This is a genomic window from Agrobacterium tumefaciens (genome assembly GCA_025560025.1).
In the GTDB taxonomy this organism is placed as follows: domain Bacteria; phylum Pseudomonadota; class Alphaproteobacteria; order Rhizobiales; family Rhizobiaceae; genus Agrobacterium.
In genome coordinates, this window is the sequence record CP048486.1 from 16,788 (window position 1) to 36,607 (window position 19,820).

The 19,820-nt window shown below is 60.4% G+C and carries 19 protein-coding genes; 5 read left to right on the top strand and 14 right to left on the bottom strand.

The genetic code is table 11. From position 1 onward, the window contains the following. Window positions 1-3: 3 nt before the first annotated feature. The 5 genes from FY152_14125 to FY152_14145 all read right to left on the bottom strand — a co-directional run bounded on the left by FY152_14125 (window position 4) and on the right by FY152_14145 (window position 6,080). Entirely contained in the window at window positions 4-1,788 is a 1,785-nt protein-coding gene (locus FY152_14125) for a gamma-glutamyltransferase family protein (protein UXS33311.1), read from the bottom strand. Window positions 1,789-1,809: 21 nt separating this feature from the next. Next, on the bottom strand, window positions 1,810-2,682 hold the full coding sequence (locus FY152_14130) for an ABC transporter permease (protein ID UXS33312.1): 873 nt from the start codon (window positions 2,680-2,682) through the stop codon (window positions 1,810-1,812). Between the two features lie 12 nt (window positions 2,683-2,694). After that, window positions 2,695-3,642: an ABC transporter permease gene (locus FY152_14135; GenBank protein UXS33313.1), complete on the bottom strand. Its 948-nt coding sequence runs from the start codon at window positions 3,640-3,642 to the stop codon at window positions 2,695-2,697. A gap of 66 nt (window positions 3,643-3,708) precedes the next feature. Further along, on the bottom strand, window positions 3,709-5,217 hold the full coding sequence (locus tag FY152_14140) for an ABC transporter substrate-binding protein (protein ID UXS33314.1): 1,509 nt from the start codon (window positions 5,215-5,217) through the stop codon (window positions 3,709-3,711). A gap of 89 nt (window positions 5,218-5,306) precedes the next feature. Then, window positions 5,307-6,080: a FadR family transcriptional regulator gene (locus tag FY152_14145; GenBank protein ID UXS33315.1), complete on the bottom strand. Its 774-nt coding sequence runs from the start codon at window positions 6,078-6,080 to the stop codon at window positions 5,307-5,309. A gap of 251 nt (window positions 6,081-6,331) precedes the next feature. Here FY152_14145 and FY152_14150 point away from each other — a divergent pair, with 251 nt between their 5' ends. The 4 genes from FY152_14150 to FY152_14165 all read left to right on the top strand — a co-directional run bounded on the left by FY152_14150 (window position 6,332) and on the right by FY152_14165 (window position 8,985). After that, window positions 6,332-7,810 (top strand): PAS domain S-box protein, encoded by a 1,479-nt coding sequence (locus tag FY152_14150; GenBank protein UXS33316.1) that lies wholly within the window; start codon window positions 6,332-6,334, stop codon window positions 7,808-7,810. 138 nt (window positions 7,811-7,948) lie between these two features. Next, window positions 7,949-8,128: a CsbD family protein gene (locus FY152_14155; protein UXS33317.1), complete on the top strand. Its 180-nt coding sequence runs from the start codon at window positions 7,949-7,951 to the stop codon at window positions 8,126-8,128. A 30-nt stretch (window positions 8,129-8,158) separates the two neighbouring features. Beyond that, window positions 8,159-8,482 (top strand): BON domain-containing protein, encoded by a 324-nt coding sequence (locus tag FY152_14160; protein ID UXS33318.1) that lies wholly within the window; start codon window positions 8,159-8,161, stop codon window positions 8,480-8,482. Next, window positions 8,479-8,985, top strand: coding sequence for a DUF992 domain-containing protein (locus FY152_14165; GenBank protein ID UXS33319.1), 507 nt, complete (start codon window positions 8,479-8,481; stop codon window positions 8,983-8,985). The genes FY152_14160 and FY152_14165 overlap by 4 nt, the downstream gene beginning before the upstream one ends. A 49-nt stretch (window positions 8,986-9,034) precedes the next feature. Here the strand turns inward: FY152_14165 and FY152_14170 are convergent, their stop codons facing one another. Both FY152_14170 and FY152_14175 read right to left on the bottom strand, forming a co-directional pair. Continuing rightward, window positions 9,035-9,751 (bottom strand): aspartate/glutamate racemase family protein, encoded by a 717-nt coding sequence (locus tag FY152_14170; GenBank protein UXS33320.1) that lies wholly within the window; start codon window positions 9,749-9,751, stop codon window positions 9,035-9,037. Window positions 9,752-9,773: 22 nt separating this feature from the next. Beyond that, window positions 9,774-10,403, bottom strand: a complete 630-nt coding sequence (locus FY152_14175) for a flavin reductase family protein (protein UXS33321.1) — start codon at window positions 10,401-10,403, stop codon at window positions 9,774-9,776. A gap of 130 nt (window positions 10,404-10,533) precedes the next feature. Here FY152_14175 and FY152_14180 point away from each other — a divergent pair, with 130 nt between their 5' ends. Continuing rightward, the gene (locus FY152_14180; protein ID UXS33322.1) at window positions 10,534-11,211 is read left to right on the top strand and encodes a GntR family transcriptional regulator; all 678 of its coding nucleotides are present in this window, start codon (window positions 10,534-10,536) and stop codon (window positions 11,209-11,211) included. Between the two features lie 8 nt (window positions 11,212-11,219). Here FY152_14180 and FY152_14185 read toward each other — a convergent pair whose 3' ends face one another. The 7 genes from FY152_14185 to FY152_14215 form a co-directional block, all read right to left on the bottom strand. Beyond that, window positions 11,220-12,230 (bottom strand): ATP-binding cassette domain-containing protein, encoded by a 1,011-nt coding sequence (locus FY152_14185; GenBank protein UXS33323.1) that lies wholly within the window; start codon window positions 12,228-12,230, stop codon window positions 11,220-11,222. Beyond that, window positions 12,227-13,210: an ABC transporter ATP-binding protein gene (locus FY152_14190; protein UXS33324.1), complete on the bottom strand. Its 984-nt coding sequence runs from the start codon at window positions 13,208-13,210 to the stop codon at window positions 12,227-12,229. Before FY152_14190 ends, FY152_14185 begins: the two co-directional genes overlap by 4 nt. Continuing rightward, a complete protein-coding gene (locus tag FY152_14195) occupies window positions 13,203-14,696 on the bottom strand; it encodes an amidohydrolase family protein (protein UXS33325.1) in 1,494 nt (497 codons plus the stop codon). The genes FY152_14190 and FY152_14195 overlap by 8 nt, the downstream gene beginning before the upstream one ends. Beyond that, window positions 14,696-15,889 carry an amidohydrolase family protein gene (locus FY152_14200; GenBank protein ID UXS33326.1) on the bottom strand — a complete coding sequence of 398 codons (1,194 nt, stop codon included), beginning with the start codon at window positions 15,887-15,889 and terminating at the stop codon, window positions 14,696-14,698. The genes FY152_14195 and FY152_14200 overlap by 1 nt, the downstream gene beginning before the upstream one ends. Window positions 15,890-15,894: 5 nt before the next feature. Further along, on the bottom strand, window positions 15,895-16,845 hold the full coding sequence (locus FY152_14205) for an ABC transporter permease (GenBank protein UXS33327.1): 951 nt from the start codon (window positions 16,843-16,845) through the stop codon (window positions 15,895-15,897). Between the two features lie 18 nt (window positions 16,846-16,863). Beyond that, window positions 16,864-17,832 carry an ABC transporter permease gene (locus FY152_14210; GenBank protein UXS33328.1) on the bottom strand — a complete coding sequence of 323 codons (969 nt, stop codon included), beginning with the start codon at window positions 17,830-17,832 and terminating at the stop codon, window positions 16,864-16,866. 259 nt (window positions 17,833-18,091) lie between these two features. Further along, window positions 18,092-19,657: an ABC transporter substrate-binding protein gene (locus FY152_14215; GenBank protein ID UXS33329.1), complete on the bottom strand. Its 1,566-nt coding sequence runs from the start codon at window positions 19,655-19,657 to the stop codon at window positions 18,092-18,094. Between the last annotated feature and the right edge of the window lie 163 nt (window positions 19,658-19,820).

Below are 19,820 nucleotides of genomic sequence, written 5' to 3' on the forward strand. Positions count from 1 at the left end.
ATGTCATCTCCCCACGGCATAGGCCTGCATCAACCGCGGTGTCGCGGCGGCGCGCAGCAGACCGTCGGCATCGCGGCGCGCAGCGGTAAGCCGCCCGACCGACCAGGCATCGGCAACCGTGACGCGGTGGCCACGGCGGCGAAGCGCCTCAAGCGTTGCATCCCCCACCGTAGCTTCCACCATGATCTCGCCCGGCGAGCTGGTACGCGGATAAAACGAACCCGGAAAATGCGAGGTGTGGAACAAAGGCATGTCGATGGCCGCCTGCAGGTTCTTGCCGTGATGCGCATAACGCAGGAAGAAGGGCAGCTGCCATTGGTCCTGCTGGTCGCCACCCGGCGTGCCGAAGACCATGGATGGACGCCCCTGATGCAGCGCAAGCGATGGCGTCAGCGTGGTGCGCGGGCGTTTGCCCGGCGCGAGCGAGGTCGGCAGGCCCTCCTTCAGCCAGAACATCTGGGCGCGGGAATTGAGCGCGAAGCCGAGGCCCGGAACGATGGGCGAGGATTGCAGCCAGCCGCCCGACGGTGTGGTGGAAACCATGTTGCCCCAGCGGTCGATGACATCGATATGCACCGTATCACCGCGCTTTTCCGTCAGATGCGACATGGTCGGCTCGTAGACGGCCCCGGTGCCGCTCATCTCGGCCAGCATCGCCATGGTGGCATCCACCTGTTTTTCATAGCCCGGCACCGTGCCGGGGCGCAATTCGAGCGATGCCTCGCTGCCGATCAGTTTGCGACGCCCGGCATTATAGCCCTCGGAAAGAAGATATTCCGTCGGAATCTGGCCGAATTCCGGATCGCCGTAATAGACCTCCCGGTCGGCGAAGGCGAGCTTCATGGCTTCGACGACGGTATGGATGAAATCGGGACCGGACGGGTCCATCGCCGCAATGTCGAAACCCTTCAGCAGGGCGAGCGATTGCAGCAGAACCGGCCCCTGCCCCCAGGCGGGCGTCTTGGCAATCGTCCAGTCGTGATAGTCGAACGTCTGCGGCGCTTCCACGGTCGCGCGCCATTCCGCCATGTCCTGCGCCGTCAGCACGCCCTTGTGTTTCGCGCCACTGGCATCCATCACCTCCGCGGTCCTGACGTAACTGTCGATGGCTTCCGCAACGAAACCCCGGTAAAAGGCATCACGTGCCGCCTCGATCTGGTTTTCGCGGCCGGAGCGCGCTTCCGCCTCGGAGACGATCCGCTGATAGGTTGCGGCGAGAACCGGGTTCCTGAAATTGGCGTGCGGCTCGGGTGCGGCACCGCCCGGCAGCCAGGTCTCATGGGATGTCGGCCATTCCTTCTCGAAGAACTCCGCCAGTCCCTTGATGGTGGCGGAGACGCGCGGCAGGGTCGGATGCCCATGGTCGGCATAATAGATGGCGGGTTCCAGCACCTCGCGCACGCTCATCGTGCCATAGTCGCGCAGCATCAGCATCCAGCCGTCGAAGGCGCCGGGAATGACGGTGGCCAGCAGCCCGTCGCCGGGGATCAGCTTCAGCCCTTCCGAGGTGTAGTGGTCAATCGTCGCCCCGCTCGGGGCCGGGCCCTGTGCACAGATGACCTCGACCTTGTCCGTCTTCTTCGAATAGAACACGGCGGGCATGTCGCCGCCCGGGCCGCAGAGATGCGGTTCCACGATCTGCAGAACGAAACCGGTGGCGACGGCGGCGTCGAAGGCGTTCCCTCCCTTTTCGAGGATCGCCATGCCCACGGCCGATGCGATCCAGTGCGTCGAGGTAACGACGCCGAATGTGCCGAGGATCTCGGGGCGTGTGGTGAATTCGGTCATTCAGTCAATTCCTTATAAAAATCATGCTTCGCGCGGATCGAGCGCATCACGCAGGCCATCGCCCAGAAGATTGAAACCGATGACGACGAGGAAGATGGCGATGCCGGGCCACATCGTCATCCATGGCGCCTGGCTCAGGAAATTCTTTGCCGTGTTCAGCATCGAACCCCATGAGGGTGCGGGCGCCTGCTGGCCAAGTCCTAGGAAGGAAAGGCTCGCCTCCGCAATGATGGCGGTCGCGACCGTCAGCGTCGCCTGCACGATGATGGGGGCAAAGACATTCGGCAGGATGTAACGCGTCATGATGTCGACGTGGTTGAGGCCGATCGACCTTGCGCCCTCGACATAATCCTCCATCTTGACCGCCAGCACCTGCCCACGGGTCAACCGCACGAAAATCGGCATGGCGGAAAGGCCAATCGCGATCATGGCATTGGTGAGGCTCGGCCCGAGGAAGGCTGCGAGCGCAATCGCCATGATGAGGAAGGGCATGGCCAGCAGCGCTTCGGTGATGCGCGATATGACCATATCCACCCAGCCGCCGAAATAACCGGCAATCAGGCCGAAAGGCACGCCGATGACCACCGCGATCATCACCGAGACGACGCCGGCCATCAGCGAGGCGCGTGCGCCATAGATCATGCGGGAAAGGATGTCTCGGCCGAGATCGTCGGTGCCGAGCCAATGGGCCGCTGAAGGCGCCTTGCGGATGGCGGACCAGCTGGTCGCAACCGGATCGGCAATCGGCAGGATCGGTGCGGCTATGGCAAGGACGGCGAAAAACAGCACGATAATCATGCCGGCCAGCGCCGATTTGTTGCGCTTCATCTTCTTCCAGGCGCGGCTTTCCTGCCGCGTTACCGGTACGGAGAGGTTTTGATCGAGAACGGTCATGATATCAGGGCCTCAGATCGTCGCCCTGAGGCGGGGGTTGAGCAGGACATAGGCGATGTCGGCCAGAAGGTTCATGAGAATGAAGCCGACGGCGGTGCAGAGCACGATGCCCTGTACGACGGCATAGTCGCGGGTGAACACCGCATCGACCGTCATCTTGCCGAAGCCGGGAATGGTGAATATCTGCTCCGTCAGAACCGCCCCGGCAAGCAATTCGCCGAAGAGCAGCGCCAGCAGCGTGATGACGGGCAGAAGCGCGTTGCGGAAACTGTGCGACAGGATGATCTCGCGCGGCGAGAGCCCCTTGGCGCGGGCGGTGCGGATGTAATCGGAACTCAAGACCGCGACCATCGCCGAGCGCGTATGCCGCATCAGCGTCGCCGCAAGCGCATTGCCCAGCACGAAGGCGGGCATGATCATGGTTTCGATGGAGCGGACGGGATCGACGAAGATCGATTCATAACCGGATGCCGGCAGCCAGCCGAGTTTGACCGACACCAGCAGGATCAGCATGATGCCGAGCCAGAAGTTCGGGATCGACAGGCCGGAAAGCGCCACGATATTTGCCGTGTAATCGATCCACGTGTTCTTCTTGACGGCAGCCAGAATGCCGATGGGAATGCCGATGACCATGGCAAAGAACATCGCCATGACAGCCAGCTGAATGGTGACCGGCAGCTTCTGGCCGATCAGTTCCAGCACCGGCTGGTTGGTGCGCAGGGAAATGCCGAAATCGCCGGTCACCACGCCGCCCAGCCAGTTGAGATATTGCAGCGGAACCGGATCGTTCAGGCGATATTTCTCGCGCAGGAATTCGATTGTCGCGGGATCGCGTTCCTCACCCGCCATGGCAAGAACCGGATCGCCCGGCAGGAGCTTCTGCAACGAGAAAACGAAGATGGAGATGATCAGAAGGGTCGGGATCGCGACCAGCAGTCGCTTGCCGATATAAACAGGCATGGCATTGCCCCCGTTTGGGTCCGGTCTGGGGGCCGCACGGCAAGCCGTGCGACCTGTTCGAAGCTGTCAGTCCTTGCTGACGCCGAGAAGGCGGATCATGCCATCCGGCGATGGCGCCCAGCCCTTCACCTTCTTGGAGATGGCATAGGCGTAGGGCTGATGGCCGAGATAGATGATCGGCATGTCGTCGTTCAGGATGACGCCTGCGGCATCGTATTTTTCCTTGCGGACCGCATCTTCGGTCGAGGCGCGGGCCTCGTTCAACAGCTTGTCGACCTCGGGATTGCAATATTTCACATCATTGATGCCGCCCTTGCAGGTGACGAACTGGTGCAGGTTGCCATCGGGATCGATACGTCCCGACCAGTCGGAACGGCTGAGCTGGTAATTGCCGGCCGTCTGTTCGGACAGAAGCGTCGCAAATTCGGTCGCCTTCAGGGTCACGTTGAAGCCGGCTTCCGCGACCATGGACTGGATCACCTGCATCATCTGTGTCTGCGTGGTGTTGTTGGCGTGCTGAAGTTCGACATCGAGCTTCTCGTAACCCGCCTCCTTCATCAGCTGCCTGGCCTTGTCGATATCGCGGGGTGGCACCGGCAGATTCTGGTTGAACCAGGGGCTTGTCGGAGGATAGGCCTGATTACCGGCCTTGGAGGTGCCCTCGAAAACGATCTGGCCGATCGCCTCGCGGTCGATCGCATAGGAGAATGCCTGACGCAGGCGCTTGTCCTTGCCGAGCGGGTTGTCCGCCCGCGCACCATTGTTGACGTTGACATACATGGCCATATAGCCCGGCCCGATCACATCCGCATAGGTAAGATTGGCGTCGTTCCTGACGGATTCCGCATCGGAAGCCGAAATGCGCTCGGCTATGTCAAGGTCGCCTGCGCGAAGGTTAGCAAGCTTAACTGTCGTATCGGGTATCGGCAGATAGACGATCTTGTCGACAAGGATCTTGTCCTTGTCCCAATAGTCGGCGAATTTTTCCAGCACGATACGATCCTGCTGAATGCGCTCGACGAATTTGAACGGACCGGCGCAGACCGGTTTCGAGCCGAAATTCGCGCCCAGTTCCTTGGCTGCCTTCGGCGCAACAATCATGCCGGCGCGGTCGGAAAGCTGGGCGAGCAGCGTAACGTCAGGCGTCTTCAGCGTGAACTTGACCTCCAGCGGGCCGGTCGCCTCAACCTTCTCGACCGAGGAAAGCTCGCTCTTGCGGCGGGATTCCGGCAGGGTCATGTTCCGCTCGATGGTGGCGACGACAGCGGCCGCATCCAGCGTCTCGCCGTCGTGGAACTTCACGCCATCGCGGATTTTCATCGTCAGCACCTTGCCGCCCTCGGACCAGGCCCATTCGGTGGCGAGCTGGGGAACGATCTTCATGTCCTGGGAGATGTCGACCAGCTTGTCGCACATGGCGGTATAAACGATGCGGCCGACGAAGGTGCGCGATTGCGCGGGATCAAGCACATCCGCGTCATCGTTGAGACCGATGCGCAATTCGGAAGCCATAACGGGCGCGGTCAGGAACGCGCTGGCCATCAGGGCCGCGGTCAAAATATATGTTTTCTTCATTTTCCATCCTCTGGTCTGGTTTTCTTTGTTTTTGTATTTGTCTTGTTATTTGGCCGGCCCCAAGAGGCCGAAGGCTCCTGACCCACGGCCTATGAGGCCGGGGCAAGCGGGTTGCCGGCTTCGTCGTGGCTGTGGGCCGCCCCGCCTTCTTCAGCTTTATCCTCCTGAAATCCGAGCGACGTGGCGCGGATCAGCCTTTCCTGATGCATGAGAAGGTGCTGGCGCATCGCTTCTCCGGCTCTGGCCGGATCACGGTCGGCTATGGCATCCACGATGGCCATGTGCTGTTCGAAAGAGGCCCTGCCATTCGTGCCGGTGCGGCGGGCAAGCTCGCGTATCGACTGCCAGGCATCGTCCTGGCGAATGCGGTTGACGACGTCAAAAATCGACAGGAAGAGCTTGTTGCCGGCGCTCTGGGCAATTTGCCGGTGGAGCGAGCCGTCCCATAATTCCTTGGCGTCGGCATCCGTGCTCTGGCCGGTCTTCTGGACAAGGGCGCGCATGCGTTCCACCTCGGCAGGCTTGGCCCGCATGGCGGCAAGCTGCGCCAGCTGCGGCTCGATGCGCAGACGCACCTCCATGATTTCCATGATATCCGTGCCGGCGACCAATTCAGTGACCTGAGCGGACCAATCATCCGGCTTTTCACCCACAAAGGTTCCGGCCCCCTGCCGCCGCCAGATCAGGCCTTCGGCCTCAAGAACCTCAAGAGCACGGCGAACAGCCCGTCGCCCGACATTAAAAGTCTCCGCAAAGGCCCGTTCCGTCGGCAAACGCCCGTCTTTTGCAAGATCCTGCGTCTGAATATACGACCGCAGCTTCGCAAGAGCGTAGTTGGAATTGTCGTTAGGGCCTGCCGCCACGTCGCACCATTTTTTGAACCAATCTTACATTGGTTCATTTGTTGAGAAATTTTCGCGGACGTCAAGCGCATTTTTGAGCGGTAAAAATGGCCGCTCAAAATATGGGCACACAGCGTTTTTTGAGTGCAGGAAAAGCATGGCTCTGCCGCATTGCTGACCCGTACACATTTCCCCTCCACTACCGCCCAACGCAACACTTGCCGAAACCGCGCGTTATAACGGGCGCAAACCAACAGAATGCCGGGGGCGACATGGACGACAGCGTAAACATTCCCAAGATCAACCGGCTGGTACTGCAAAACCTCATAGCCGGGCTGAGCGACGGGCTTATCCTGCTTGAGAATGACGGGACGATTGCCTGGGCGAACAGGGCGGCGCTTGAGATGCACCGCATTGAGGCCCTGTCGGACCTGGGCGAGAACGCTGTCGATTACAGGCGCAGATTCACGCTCCGCTATCGCAACAATCATCTGCTCGGTGAAGGACAATATCCGCTGGAGCGGCTCTTGGCCGGCGAGACTTTCGACGAGGTGACGGTGGAAGTATTGCCAAGCGGTGATGAGGCGGAAAGCCGGGTGCACACGGTTCGCGGACTTATTCTGGAAGATGCCGGCGCCAAGCCGGATGTTCTGGTTCTGATCATTCGCGACGAGACGCCGCGCTTCGAAGCGGAGGCACGATTTGAGAGCGCTTTTAATGCCAATCCCGCCCCCGGCCTGATCTGCCGTCTGGAGGATGAGCGATTCATCCGCGTCAATCAGGGCTTCCTTGAAATGACGGGCTTTACGCGCGAGGAAATCATCGGCATCAGCGTCGAGGAACTCGGGCTTTTTTCCGCTTGCGATACCGGTGAAGACGCACTGAAGAGACTGCATGAAGGCAGGGTCATCCGCCAGCGGGAAGCGCTCATTCCAATGCGTGGAGGCGACCGGCTGGTCATCGTTGCGGGCGAGACGATCGCAGTTGCCGAAGAGCCCTGCATGCTCTTCACTTTCGCCGATCTTGATGGACGCCGCAAAGCCCAGAACGCGCTGCGCCAAAGCGAGGAGCGGTTCTTCAAATCATTTCGCCTCTCACCTACACCGGCCGCCGTCTCGAGGCTGGAGGATTTCGTGCTGACCGAAGTCAATGACGCCTTCCTGCAATTATGCGGGCGCACGGAAGCAGAGGTGGTGGGCAAGACGGCAAGCGAATTGCGGCTCTGGGAGGACGTTTCGGCCCGCCGGGATCTGGAAAAGCGGCTGCGGGACAATATCCCGATTCGCAACGAAAACATGCGCATGAAGCTGAGCGATGGTGATGCCGCCGAATGTGTCGTTTCCGCCGAGCGCGCCGAAATCAACGACCAGCAATGCGTCATCTGGGCGATACAGGATGTGACCGAGAGGAGACGGTCGGAGAACGAACTGATCGAAGCGATCGAAAGCGTGATGACCGATACCTCCTGGTTCAGCCGCACTGTTGTCGAGAGGCTGGCGGGACTGCGGCAGAACGCAAGCAGGGCAACGCCGTCCGCCTCGCTGAAGGACCTGACGGATCGCGAGGAAGAAATCCTGTCGCTGATCTGTGACGGTTGCAGCGACAAGGAGATGAGCGAAAGGCTTCACCTTTCCAAACACACGATCCGAAACCATATTGCATCGCTTTACGGCAAGATCGGCGTGAACCGCCGCACCGCCGCCGTCATCTGGGCGCGTGAGCGCGGCTTTGCCGGGCGCAAGGGAAAATAAGCCTGATCGAGTGAAAATAGGTCATTTTGTACCAGTTCAACTAGTAGCTAATGCCCTGCTAAAGGCGCCTGCGCCGGACTACCTTTCCATCATGCCGTTATCAACAGCGGCAACATCTAACGATGGAAGGAGTTCGTTATGGATAAGAACCGGATCGACGGAATTGCCCGCCAGGCAAAGGGCACCATCAAGGAAGCCACCGGCAAGATAACCGGCAACGAGAAACTTCAGGCGGAAGGAAAGGCTGAAAAGATTGCCGGCCAGGCACAGGAGAAACTTGGCAAGGCAAAAGACGCCGTCGCCAAAACATTCAAGTGATCCCAAATGTTCAAGGCAGGAGGTTTCACGATGATGCTCTCAGGCGATGCACACACGGCGACGGGTTTCAATCCGCAGGAAGTCAGCCTGTGCGCCGCGCTGCAGGCTCTGATTACTTATGCAGATGGGCAGGAAAACAGCTGCATATCCGTCACATCTTCGGATGGGCGCATCATCCTTACCGGTGAGGTTGAAACTCTTTCCGCCTTCGAACGAGCGGTCATCATCGCAGAATGTTTCGCGTCGCGGCCGATCATCGCCGATCTGGCGATCCGTCAGCAAACGCAAACTTACCTGAGTGCGTCTTCCCCACGCATTCATCTCGTGACCAACAACAGGAGTGATACACCATGAAGAAATTCGTTCTTGCAACCGCAATTGCAACGCTTGCGCTCGCGCCAATCGCTTCCGCCGAAACAAAACATAACTCCAAACCCGCGAAAGAGACCGCACAGAAGGAACGCGTGGGCACCCTTTCCTGCGAAATCGCCGGCGGCGTTGGCCTTGTTGTCGGCTCCAGCAAGAGCGTGGACTGCCAGTTCCGTCAGCGCTCCGGCAAGACCGAGCGTTATACCGGCAATATCGGCAAGCTCGGCCTCGATATCGGCGTGACGGGTAAGACCTACATGAGCTGGATCGTGCTCAACACCGCCGCCAGCCGTATCGGTGACGGTGCGCTGAGCGGTGACTATGTCGGCGCTTCCGCCGGAGCTTCCGTTGGCGTGGGTGTCGGTGCCAACGCGCTCATCGGCGGTAACGCCAAGAACTTCGCACTTCAGCCCATCAGCGCCGAAGTCGGTACGGGCGTGAACGTTGCAGCCGGCGTCTCCCGCCTGCAACTGAAGCAGGTTCGCTAACCTCTCTCCCCGATGCGCGGTTTCGGGCCCTCCCGAAACCGCGACTCAGTCAGGCCACAAGTTTGGTTTCCTTGATGCGCGGATAATCATAGGCATTGACCTTTGAGGTGCTGTATCCAGCGCCCACCAATGCCTCCGCCAGCTTGACGGCGGCCGTGACACCATCGATCACCGGAACGCCCGTTGCCTCGCGCAGCCTGTCGCACAGCGCCGACATGCCGGCGCATCCAAGGATGATGGCCTCGGCCGCATCCTCTTTTTTGGCCGCTTCGATTTCGCGGATCAGCATCGTTTCTGCGGCAAGCGGGTCCTCCTCAAGGCCGAGCACCGGCAGATTGATGGCGCGGACCCGACGGCAGTGACGCTGCGCGCCATAATTGTCGACGAGGTCTTCGATAATCGGAATGGAGCGCGGCAGCGTCGTGATGATGGAAAAACGGCGGCTGATGGTCATGGCCACCTGAATGCCGGCCTGGCAGATGCCGATGACGGGGCCGCGCGCCACTTCGCGGGCAGCATGCAGGCCGGGATCGTCAAAGCAGGCAATGACATAGGCATCGACGCCCAGACGTTCACCCTTGCGGATTTCCTCCAGCATGCCGGGAACGGCCAGCGCCTCATCGGCCCCGCCTTCAATGCTGACGGGCGTATCGAGGGGATTTGTCGCTGAGATCGTCGTGTGCGCCTGTTTCACACGCATGGCGCTGTCCAGCGCCTGCGCCGTCATGGAGGCGGTTGAGTTCGGGTTGATCAGACGAATATGCATTCGGGCTCGCCTTTCAGGACGCTCATTTGCCATCTGGCTTGATGAAGTCGGTCATCGGTGGCGCCTTCAGGACAAACTGGCGATCCGAGGTGATGTAATTGTCGGCATGGAGGCGCGCGATCGGCTGGTATCGGTCCGGATCGACATAATGCCCCTCCGTGTCGAGGCAGTCCCTGTGGACGTGCATATGCACGACCTCCCCCAGAACCAGCGCACGGCGCGGGTAATCGATCACACGTTCGACGCGGCATTCGAAGGCGCAGGGCGATTCCGCCGCAAAGCTCGCATCGATCTTGCTGCAGGGCGCAGGCGTCAGCTTCGCCATGGAAAGCTCGTCGACCTCGCTGTCAAAACCGAGACCGCAGACGAGCATATGTTCGGAGATAGTCATATCGACCATGTTGACGACAAACTCGCCGGTGCGGCGAATATTGGCCATCGTATCCTTCTCCTCGCCATTCAGACGCGGCTGGATACCCAGAACGACGATGGGCGGATCATGGGAGAAAACGTTGAAAAAGCTCATCGGGGCCGCGTTGTTGTGGCCCGCTGCCGAACGCGTCGTGACAAGCGCTATCGGCCGGGGACCGATAAAATTCGTCAGCAGCCGATAACGGCTCTGCGGCTCAAGCGTGGTGAAGTCGAATTCCATGACAGTGGCCCTATTTATAGTATACAATATTGTTTCATATTGTTGACAATTATGCAACCAAAACCCTGTTGAAACAGTTGACTTTTTCGGCGGCATCACGCTTCTCTAACCCTAATGGAGAGCGAAACAAATGACCGAGCAGAACGGCCAGTCCACGCAGCAAATTGTCGAGAAAGTCTGGCTGTCCATCGCCGAGCGACGGCTGCGCCCCGGCGTGCAGCTGAAAGAGGAGCAGCTGGCGACGATTTTCAACGTCAGCCGCGCGCGTATCCGTCAGGCGCTCTCGGTGCTGGAGCGTGACGGTCTCGTCACCATCGTCCCCAATCGCGGCGCCTTCGTTTCGAAACCATCGGTCGAAGAGGCGCGAGACGTGTTCTTCGTGCGCCGCACCGTGGAGCAATGTGTCGTCGAGCGCCTGTGCAGATCGGCGACCAAGGCCGATCTGAAGCGGCTTCGCGACCATGTGGCCAAGGAGCGTGTCGCCAATGCTCACAACATCACCACGGATATCATCAAGCTTTCCGGCGGGTTCCACCTGCTGCTTTCGGAAACGCTGGGTTCCGATTTCCTGTTCACCACCATGCGCGACCTCATTTCGCGTTCCTCCCTCATCACCGCCGTTTACCGCAATACCGACCGCTTCAATTGCGGCCCGGACGAGCATGCGGAAATCGTCGACGCGATTGCCAACAACGATCCGGCAAAAGCCATACATCTGATGACCCATCACCTGGAACATGTGGAAGCGGAACTCGATCTTAGCGAAATCCGCGACCTTTCCCACGATCTGCGCGCCGCACTCGCCTGACCTTCCGGTCAGACGAGTTCCTGTGCCGCTACCACCCGTTCTTCCTGCTCTTCCACCAGATGGCATGCGACACGTGTGCCGCCGGCAAGCGTGCGCACCTGCGGCACCTCCGCCGAACAGCGGGCCGTTGCGAGCGGACAACGCGGATGAAACGTGCAGCCGGATGGCGGCTTGAGCGGGCTTGGGACTTCACCGGCAACCAGTTCCCGGTCGCGGCGCGGCGCGTCGATATTGGGAATGGTCTGCAGCAGAAGCTGGGTATAGGGGTGGCGCGGGCGGGCGAACAGCTCCTCGGTGTCGCCCTCCTCCACGATGCGACCAAGATACATGACCGCGATACGGTCCGACATGTGGCGAACGACGCTCATATCGTGACTGATAAACAGATAGGTCAGCCCTAGCTCGTCCTGAAGGCGACGCATCAGGTTCAGCACCTGCGCCTGCACCGAAACGTCGAGCGCGGATGTCGGCTCGTCGCAGACCAGAAACTCCGGCTCGCTTGCCAAGGCACGGGCAATCGAGATGCGCTGGCGCTGGCCGCCTGAAAATTCATGCGGAAACTTTTCGCCGTCCGAAGCGGAAAGGCCGACGGTGCGCAGCAGCTCTTCCACCCGCTCCATGGTCTCTGCACGGGTCGCGCGCAGTTTCAGTTCGCGGATAGGCTCGGCGATGATGTTTTTCACCCGCCAGCGCGGATTGAGCGAGGCATAGGGGTCCTGAAAGATCATCTGCGCCGAAAGCGGCGTATCCTTGCGGCCCTTGGCGAAGCGGAAATCACCGGCGCTTGGGCGGAACAGGCCCGTCACCAGCCGGGCAACCGTCGATTTGCCGCAGCCGCTTTCCCCGACGATGCTGAGACAGCCGCCAGCCGGCACCGTAAAATCGATGTCGTTCACGGCCTGCACGAATTGCCGGGGCTTCCGCTCGATGACCCGGTTGAGCCATGGCGCGGAGACATCGAAGGTCTTGGTGAGACCTTTAACCGTCAATGCCGGCGTTTTAACCACGGACGTTTTCATGCTGTACCTCCTGCATTCATCCAGCAGGCGCTGGCGCCATCGCCCGCCGCTTCCAGTTCCGGCCGCTCGCGAAGACAGCGCGGCCCTGAAAATCCGCAGCGCGGATTGAAGGCGCAGCCGGGCGGGATGGCGTCAAGACGCGGCATCGCCCCGTCGATCTGGTTGAGCCGTTCCACCCGCACGCCAAGCGAGGGAATGGAGGCCATCAGGCCCTGCGTATAGGGGTGCTTCGGCGCATGCAGAACCTGCTCGACCGGACCAACCTCGATCAATCTGCCGGCATAAAGCACGGCAACGCGGTCGGCAGCCTCGGCGATGACGCCCATATCATGCGTGACGAGCATAACGGCGGTCTGCTTCTCCTTGCAGAGCCTGCGCAGCAGCGAGATGATCTGCGCCTGGATCGACACGTCAAGCGCCGTCGTCGGTTCGTCGGCGATGATCAGCTTCGGCGACGCTGCAAGTGCGAGCGCTATGACGACGCGCTGGCGCATGCCGCCGGAGAATTGATGCGGATAGTGATCGATGCGGTCTGCCGGAGACGGAATGCCGACATCCCGCAAAAGCTGCACGGCACGCGCCTGCGCATCTTTTTTCGAGAGCGGCAGATGCTGCCGGATCGTCTCGACCAGCTGCGCACCGACCGTGAACAGCGGGTTGAGCGAGGTCAGCGGATCCTGAAAGATCGCGCCGATTTCCCGGCCGCGGATGCTTTCCATCGCCCTGTCGTCGAGTTTGTCGATGCGGCGCGAGCCGAGCCATATCTCGCCATCCGCGATGCGGCCCGGTTTTTCCAGCAGGCCCTGTATCGCAAGGCCGGTCATGGATTTTCCGGCACCGGATTCCCCCACCACACCGAGAATTTCACCGGGGCGGATGGAAAGGCTGATGTCCGAAAGCGCCGTCACCGTTCCCCGGCGGCCGGGAAACTCGACTTTCAGATTGCGGACATCGATAACCGACTGGTTCATGTCATCCATTGGCGTTCACCTCCACCGGGTAGCTCGGGGGGAAGATTTCCGAAACGGGCGGATTGGCCCAGCTTCGCTCGGGATATTTTGCAATCAGCCCATCGAACTGCGCCTGCGCCTGAATGCGGGCACGCGCCATGTCGATATTCGCGACCTGTCTCTCCCGCATGGAGAGACGGCCATCGACGAAGACCGCGCGCGTGATCTTGCCCGAACCGCCGGTAACAATTGTCGTGATCGGATCGACGCTCGGCGCCATGACCGCGTCATCGAGATCGAAGACCGCGATATCGGCGCGGGCACCCTTGGAAAGATGCCCGAGATCGGCGCGACCCAGCGCCCGCGCGCCGCCAAGCGTTGCGGCATCGAACAGATCGGCCGAGCGGACCCTGTCGGGAGCGCCATCATTGATGCGGCAGGTGATGAGGCCGACAAGCAGGTTCATCAGCATGTCGGCGGGCGCCGTATCGGTGCCCATCGCAATGTTTATTCCAAGCTGCCGGCACGCGGAGAAGGACGACAGCGTGCTGCCGCTTCTGGCCGACACCAGCGGACAGTGGACAATCGACACGCCGTTTTCCGCGTAAAGCGCCAGATCTTCCTGCGTCGCATTGGTGGCGTGCGGCGCGATAAGGCGGTCGCTCAAGAGGCCGGCCCTGGCGAGCCATACCGGCGCGGTCGAGCCGTGCAGCTTGCGGACCGTGTCCACCTCCATGGTGCCCTGCGCCATGTGCAGGCGGAACTTGCAGCCAAGATCACGGGCGGCGGCATCGGTTCTCTGCATCAGCGCGAGCGTGGATGTTTCGACACGATCAGGTGCCAGCAGGCCGCGTACGAGGTCGCCGTGCCTCCCGGTCTGTCGCTCGATGAACGATACCGCATCCCTCAGCCCCTGAAGACCGCGTTCCTCATCAAACACCGGCACCATGCGTCCCGGCTCTTCCAGCACCATGCCGCCGGAGCGGAAGGCGGGGCTGAGATAGACCCGCAGGCCAAGTTCGCCGGCGGCATCGGCTGCGGCTTCGAATTCGGCGACCGTTTCTCCCCATTCACGATAAAACAGCGAGGCGATGGGTGCCGCCGTGGTGATGCCGTTGAGGAGAAGCTGGCCGAAGGCGAAACGCTTCTGGAAGGCAAGCTCTTCCCGGGAATACATTTCGTAGGGACCGGCCTCGACATAGGAGCGCGGCCAGACACGGCCCTTCGCCCAACCGGGGTGATTGTCGATGCCCAGAATGGTCGTATCGAGATCGGAAAGGGCATCGAGGTCGATCAGGCCGGGGCTGATCAGGGCATTGCCGAAATCGACGCGGCGAGCAACCTCACCGGGAAAGTCATGCCCGACGAAAAGGATTTCGCCGTTCTCGAACACGACCTCGCCGTTTTTCAGCAGCCGGTGAGACCCGTCCTTATGGCCAACCACCCAGCTGGCGTTAAGCAGCGTGCGGCCGGAAGGGCGTTCACCGAGCGCGAGGGACTGAAGCGAAGCGTTCATCAAGGTGCCTCCACCACGGCCTTGCCGCCTCTGGCGGTGACACGCCCGCCCTTCACGACCAGCGGCCTTGGCGCGATATCGACAACGGCATGGGCCAATGTCTCGCCGGTCAGCAGCGTGAAATCGGCGGCGCAGCCAACCTCAAGACCGTAATCCTTGAGGCCCATGACATCGGCGCCGCCCTGCGAGACGACATGCAGGACGTGGGCAAGCTCGATATCCGAGCGCAGACCGTTCTTCATGCCGATGATCTTGGCACGGTCGAGCATATCCGGCTGACCCCACGGACCCCAGGTATCGCGAATGCCGTCACAGCCGCCGCCGACACGCACACCGGCTTCCTTCAGGCGCATGATAGACGGCACATTTGCCGAGGGCGCGCCCGTCGTCAGGATCGCCACATCGAGCCGGGCGATCTCATCGATCAGCTTGCCGACCCGGAGATAGTCATTCATGCCGAGCGCAAAGGCGTGGCTGATGGCGACCTTGCCTTCCATGCCGTTGGCGCGGATGCGCTCGAAAATCAGCTCCATGGTGAAGGCGCCGAGATCGGCAGCCTCATGCAGATGAATGTCGATCGGCACGCCGTGCCTGACCGCGAGTTCAAACAGGATATCGAGCTGGCCCTTCGGATCGCGATCGATGCCGCAGGGATCGATGCCGCCGAGGACTTCACAGCCCTGTTTCAGCGCCTCATCCAGCAGTTCCACCGTGCCGGGCATGACCATGACGCCGGACTGCGGGAAGGCAACGACCTCGATGTCGATGATGCCTTTCAGCTTCTCGCGCGTTTCCCATATGCCTTCGACAAGCTTCAGGCCATGGGTCGGATCGATATCCACGTGGCTGCGAATATGCGTGCCGCCGTTTGCGGCAAGACCGATGGCGTGGCGCATGGACTGGCGGTGCGGATCGATGCCGATCTGGCTGCGGTTCTCGCGCTCGAAATCGATCCGCCCGCGCAGGATTGCGGCACGGTTGTTCTCATGCCAGGGCATTCCCCAGGTCGTCTTGTCGAGATGGGTGTGGGCGTCGATCAGGCCGGGCGCAAGGATTGCGCCGTTGCCATCCTCGACCGACATGCCGGGTTCGGCCTCGAACTTTCCAAAACCGGCAATCTTTCCCTGCCTTATCATGATGTCGCAGGTGTCACCCGCCATGGGCCTGATGTTGCGGAGCAGAAGATCGTGCATGGAACTCACCTCAGTTTCGGATTGAGCGCATCGCGCAGCCAGTCACCCAGAAGGTTGACGGTGACGACGAGCAGGCAGAGTTGGAAAACGGGAAACAATACGATCCACCAGGAGCCGGAAAACAGGAACTGGTTGCCGATGCGGATCAGTGTTCCAAGCGACGGCTGGCTGGGCGGCATGCCGATGCCGAGGAACGACAGGGTCGCCTCAGTCAGGATCGCCATGCCGAAATTCAGCGTGGCGGCAACCATGATCGGCGTCAGCGTATTGGGCAGAATATGGTTGGCCATGATGCGGCGCGCGGGAACGCCGATGAGCTTGGCCGCCTGCACATAATCCTTGCCGGTCTCCACAATCGCCTGCGCACGCACGGTGCGCGCATATTGCACCCAGGCGGAAAGCGCGATGGCGAGAATGAGCACGGCGGAGGCGCCCACCTCTCGAAGACTGTCCGGCAGCATCTGCCTGACGACCGTGGAGACGAGGATGGCCACCAGAATTGTCGGGATGGAAAGCGTGATATCGCCGATGCGCATCAGGAGATTATCGGAAAAACCGCCGAAATATCCGGCAACCAGACCGGCGGTCATGCCGATGACCAGAGACAGCGCCACGGAGGCGACACCGATGACGATGGATATGCGCGTGCCGTAAAGGATGGCGGAGAGCATGTCGCGCCCCTGCGTATCCGTGCCAAGCAGATAGGGCCATTCCCCACCCTCCTGCCACACCGGCGGCAGTTCAGCCTTCCACATGTCGAGCGAAGCGCCGTCATAGGGGTTCTGCGGTGCGATCAGCGGCGCGAAAATGGCGGCAAGGATGAGGATTGCCAGGATTAGCGCGCTGATCTTCGCCGATCTGCTGTGGCTGAACGACCAGTAGAGATCGCTGTTGCGTATGCGCTTGATGAGCGACGGGCGGGCAGGTTTTGCCGTTTGCGGAAGGTCTGTGGCCATGAAACCGGCTCCCTTCGGTTAGCGCGCGGTGCGCAGACGCGGATCGATCACCGCATAGGCAATGTCGACGAACGTGTTGAGGACAACGAAGATGAAGGAAATGATGCAGAGATAGGCCGCCATGACGGGGATATCGAGAAACGTCACCGCCTGTATGAACAGCATGCCCATGCCCGACCACTGAAACACCGTCTCGGTGATGAGCGCAAAGGCGATGAGCGAACCGACATTCATCGTCGTCAGCGTCACGACAGGCATCAGACAGTTGCGCAGCGCATGGCGGAAATAGATGCGCCAGCGGGGAATGCCACGGGCACGGGCGAACTTGACGAAATCGGACCGCAGCACCTCCAGCATTTCGGCGCGGACCAGACGCATGACCAGCGTGATCTGGTAAAGCGAGAGCGCAATGGCAGGCAGAATGAGCGCTGCACGCCCCGACGAGGTAAGCAGGCCCGTGGACCACCAGCCAAGCTGCACGACATCCCCTCGGCCGAAGGCCGGCGCCCAGCCAAGCGACACCGAAAAGACGAGGATAAGCAGAATGCCGACAACGAAGCTCGGCAGCGAGACGCCGACAATCGACAGGAACTGCAGGCCCTCCGTATACCATTTTCCGCGCCGGATCGCCGTCAGCACCCCAAGCGGCAGGCCAACGACGAGTGAAAGGACGGTGGCCACCAGAACAAGCTCCAGCGTTGCCGGAAACCTTTCCGCTATCAGCGGCAGCACCTGCTGGCCGTTGCGATAGGAAACGCCGAAATTGCCCTGGGCCGCGTCTTTGACGAACCGCAAATATTGCGTCGGCAGACTGTCGTTGAGGCCGAGCCGCTCACGCAAAGCGGCGCGATCTTCCTGCGATGTCTGCTCCCCCACCATCAGCTCGACAGGATCTCCCGCCAGCCTGAAAATGAGAAATGCAATAAGCGCGACGGAAAGCATGACCAGAATGGCATTTCCCATACGCTTGATGATGAAAACCAGCATTGTTACCTCTCGGATGCGAACCCATGGACATGATGCCAGCCAGGTTCGACCATTCTTTTCCAGAGACGGGGCACAGGTCGTTTACGCCTGCCGCATTGTCGACAATAACATCGGCAGCTGATCGCCGATCAGGCTGGCAAATCTCCAGCGGCGACGAGCCGCATCGCTTTTTGCCCAATATGCCCGCAAGTGACGAAGGCTGCCCCGGATGGCCCAAAAGGCGTTCGGCACGATGCCGAACGCCTTTCAGAGTTCCGGATTATTTGTCGAGTTGTGTCAGCCAGTGGCGCGGCTTGTTGTCGGCGCGGAAATCGACGCTCTTGACCTTGCCAAGCATCGCCCATGCAATCGGCTGCTGGTGCAGCGGCACAAGCATCGCCTCATCCTTGGCGATTTTCAAGGCCGCCTCTTCTAGGGCAAGACGTTTGGTATTGTCCTGCTCCTGCGCTGCCTGGTCCACCAGCTTGTCGATCTCGGGGTTCGACCAGCCGCCATAGTTGGAGACGCCCATTGCGCCCTTTCGGGTGGAGAGGATCTGCGACAGGAAGGAGAAGGCATCGAGCGTCGGTTCGTTCGCCCAGCTGAGGTTGAAGACATCCGCCTTGCCGCCATTACGCTTCGGAGACTGCACGGAGCGCGGCGCTATATCGATCGTCGGCTGGAAACCGCCACGCTTCAGCATGTTGGCGACGCCCGAGCAGATATCTTCCTCGTTGATGCTCTCATCATTCATGCAGGTATAGGTGAAAGCGAGGTTCTTCATGCCGGCATCGGCAAGAAGCTTCTGCGCCTGTGCCGGATCGGCGGGCTGGAATGTATCGAGCGACTTGGCGTAACCCGAAATTTCAGGCGCGATGAGCGAGCCGGATGGCCTTGCAAGGCCGCGCATGACCTTCTTATTGATGAGATCGCGATCGATCGACAGTTCGAATGCCTGGCGAACACGAAGATCGTTAAAGGGGTTCGGCTTGCCGTCCTCCAGCTTTTCGCGGCGGTTGAAGCCGATGAACAGCGTGCGCAACTCGGTGCGCTTCTTCACCGTGATATTGGGCGAGGATTCAAGCCGCGGCAAATCCTGGATCGGTGCGGAATCGATCAGGTCGATTTCACCGGAGAGCAAAGCTGCGACACGGGTGGCAGCAGAGGCGATCGGCACGAATTCGATGCGGTCGAGATTGTGTTTTTTCTGATCCCACCAGGCCTCATTGGCGACAAGAACCGTCTTGCTATCGGGCACGCGGCTTTCAAGCTTGAAGGGCCCGGTGCCGTTGGTGTGCATCGTCGTATAGCCATCGACCTTGGAGGCGAAATCGGTCGGCTTCTCGCTATTGTTATCCTTCAGCCACTTGGCGTTGAAGATGAAGATATTGGTGATGTCGTTGAGGAAGAGCGAGGTGGGCGCGGTGACGTCGAGATCGACGGTATAATCATCGACCTTCTTCACGCCCGCAAAAACCGGAATATTGCCGCGCAGCGGCGAAGTGGCATCCGAGGCGCGCGTGAAGGACGCGACGACATCGTCAGCGGTGAAATCAGCGCCATCATGGAATTTCACGCCCTTGCGCAGGGTGAAACGCCAGGTCTTTCCATCAACAAGCTTCCATTCCGTCGCAAGAGCCGGCTCGATCTTGAAGTCGGGTCCGTAACGGACAAGCCCCTCATAGATATGATTGAGAAAGGCGAGGTTGGAGGTGGACGGCACCGAATATGGATCGAGCGAATAAAGGTCGGCGCGGCCGGCCCAACGCAGGGTTTCCGCGCTTGCGGGAACGGCAATGGCGGCCGCCGCCAGAGCGGCCAGGACGAAACTTCTCATTCGGGACATTTGATCCCCCCTTTTTATAAATCGTTGAAGTGCCGGCTGACCTACCGGCCGGACAAGGCGGAGTATTGTTTCGCTCAGCCTTATTGTCAATAATATTGTTGACAATTATCGTATCCAAAATCGACGCATCCTGAATACCAGCTGCGAATACAAGGGAGGAAGG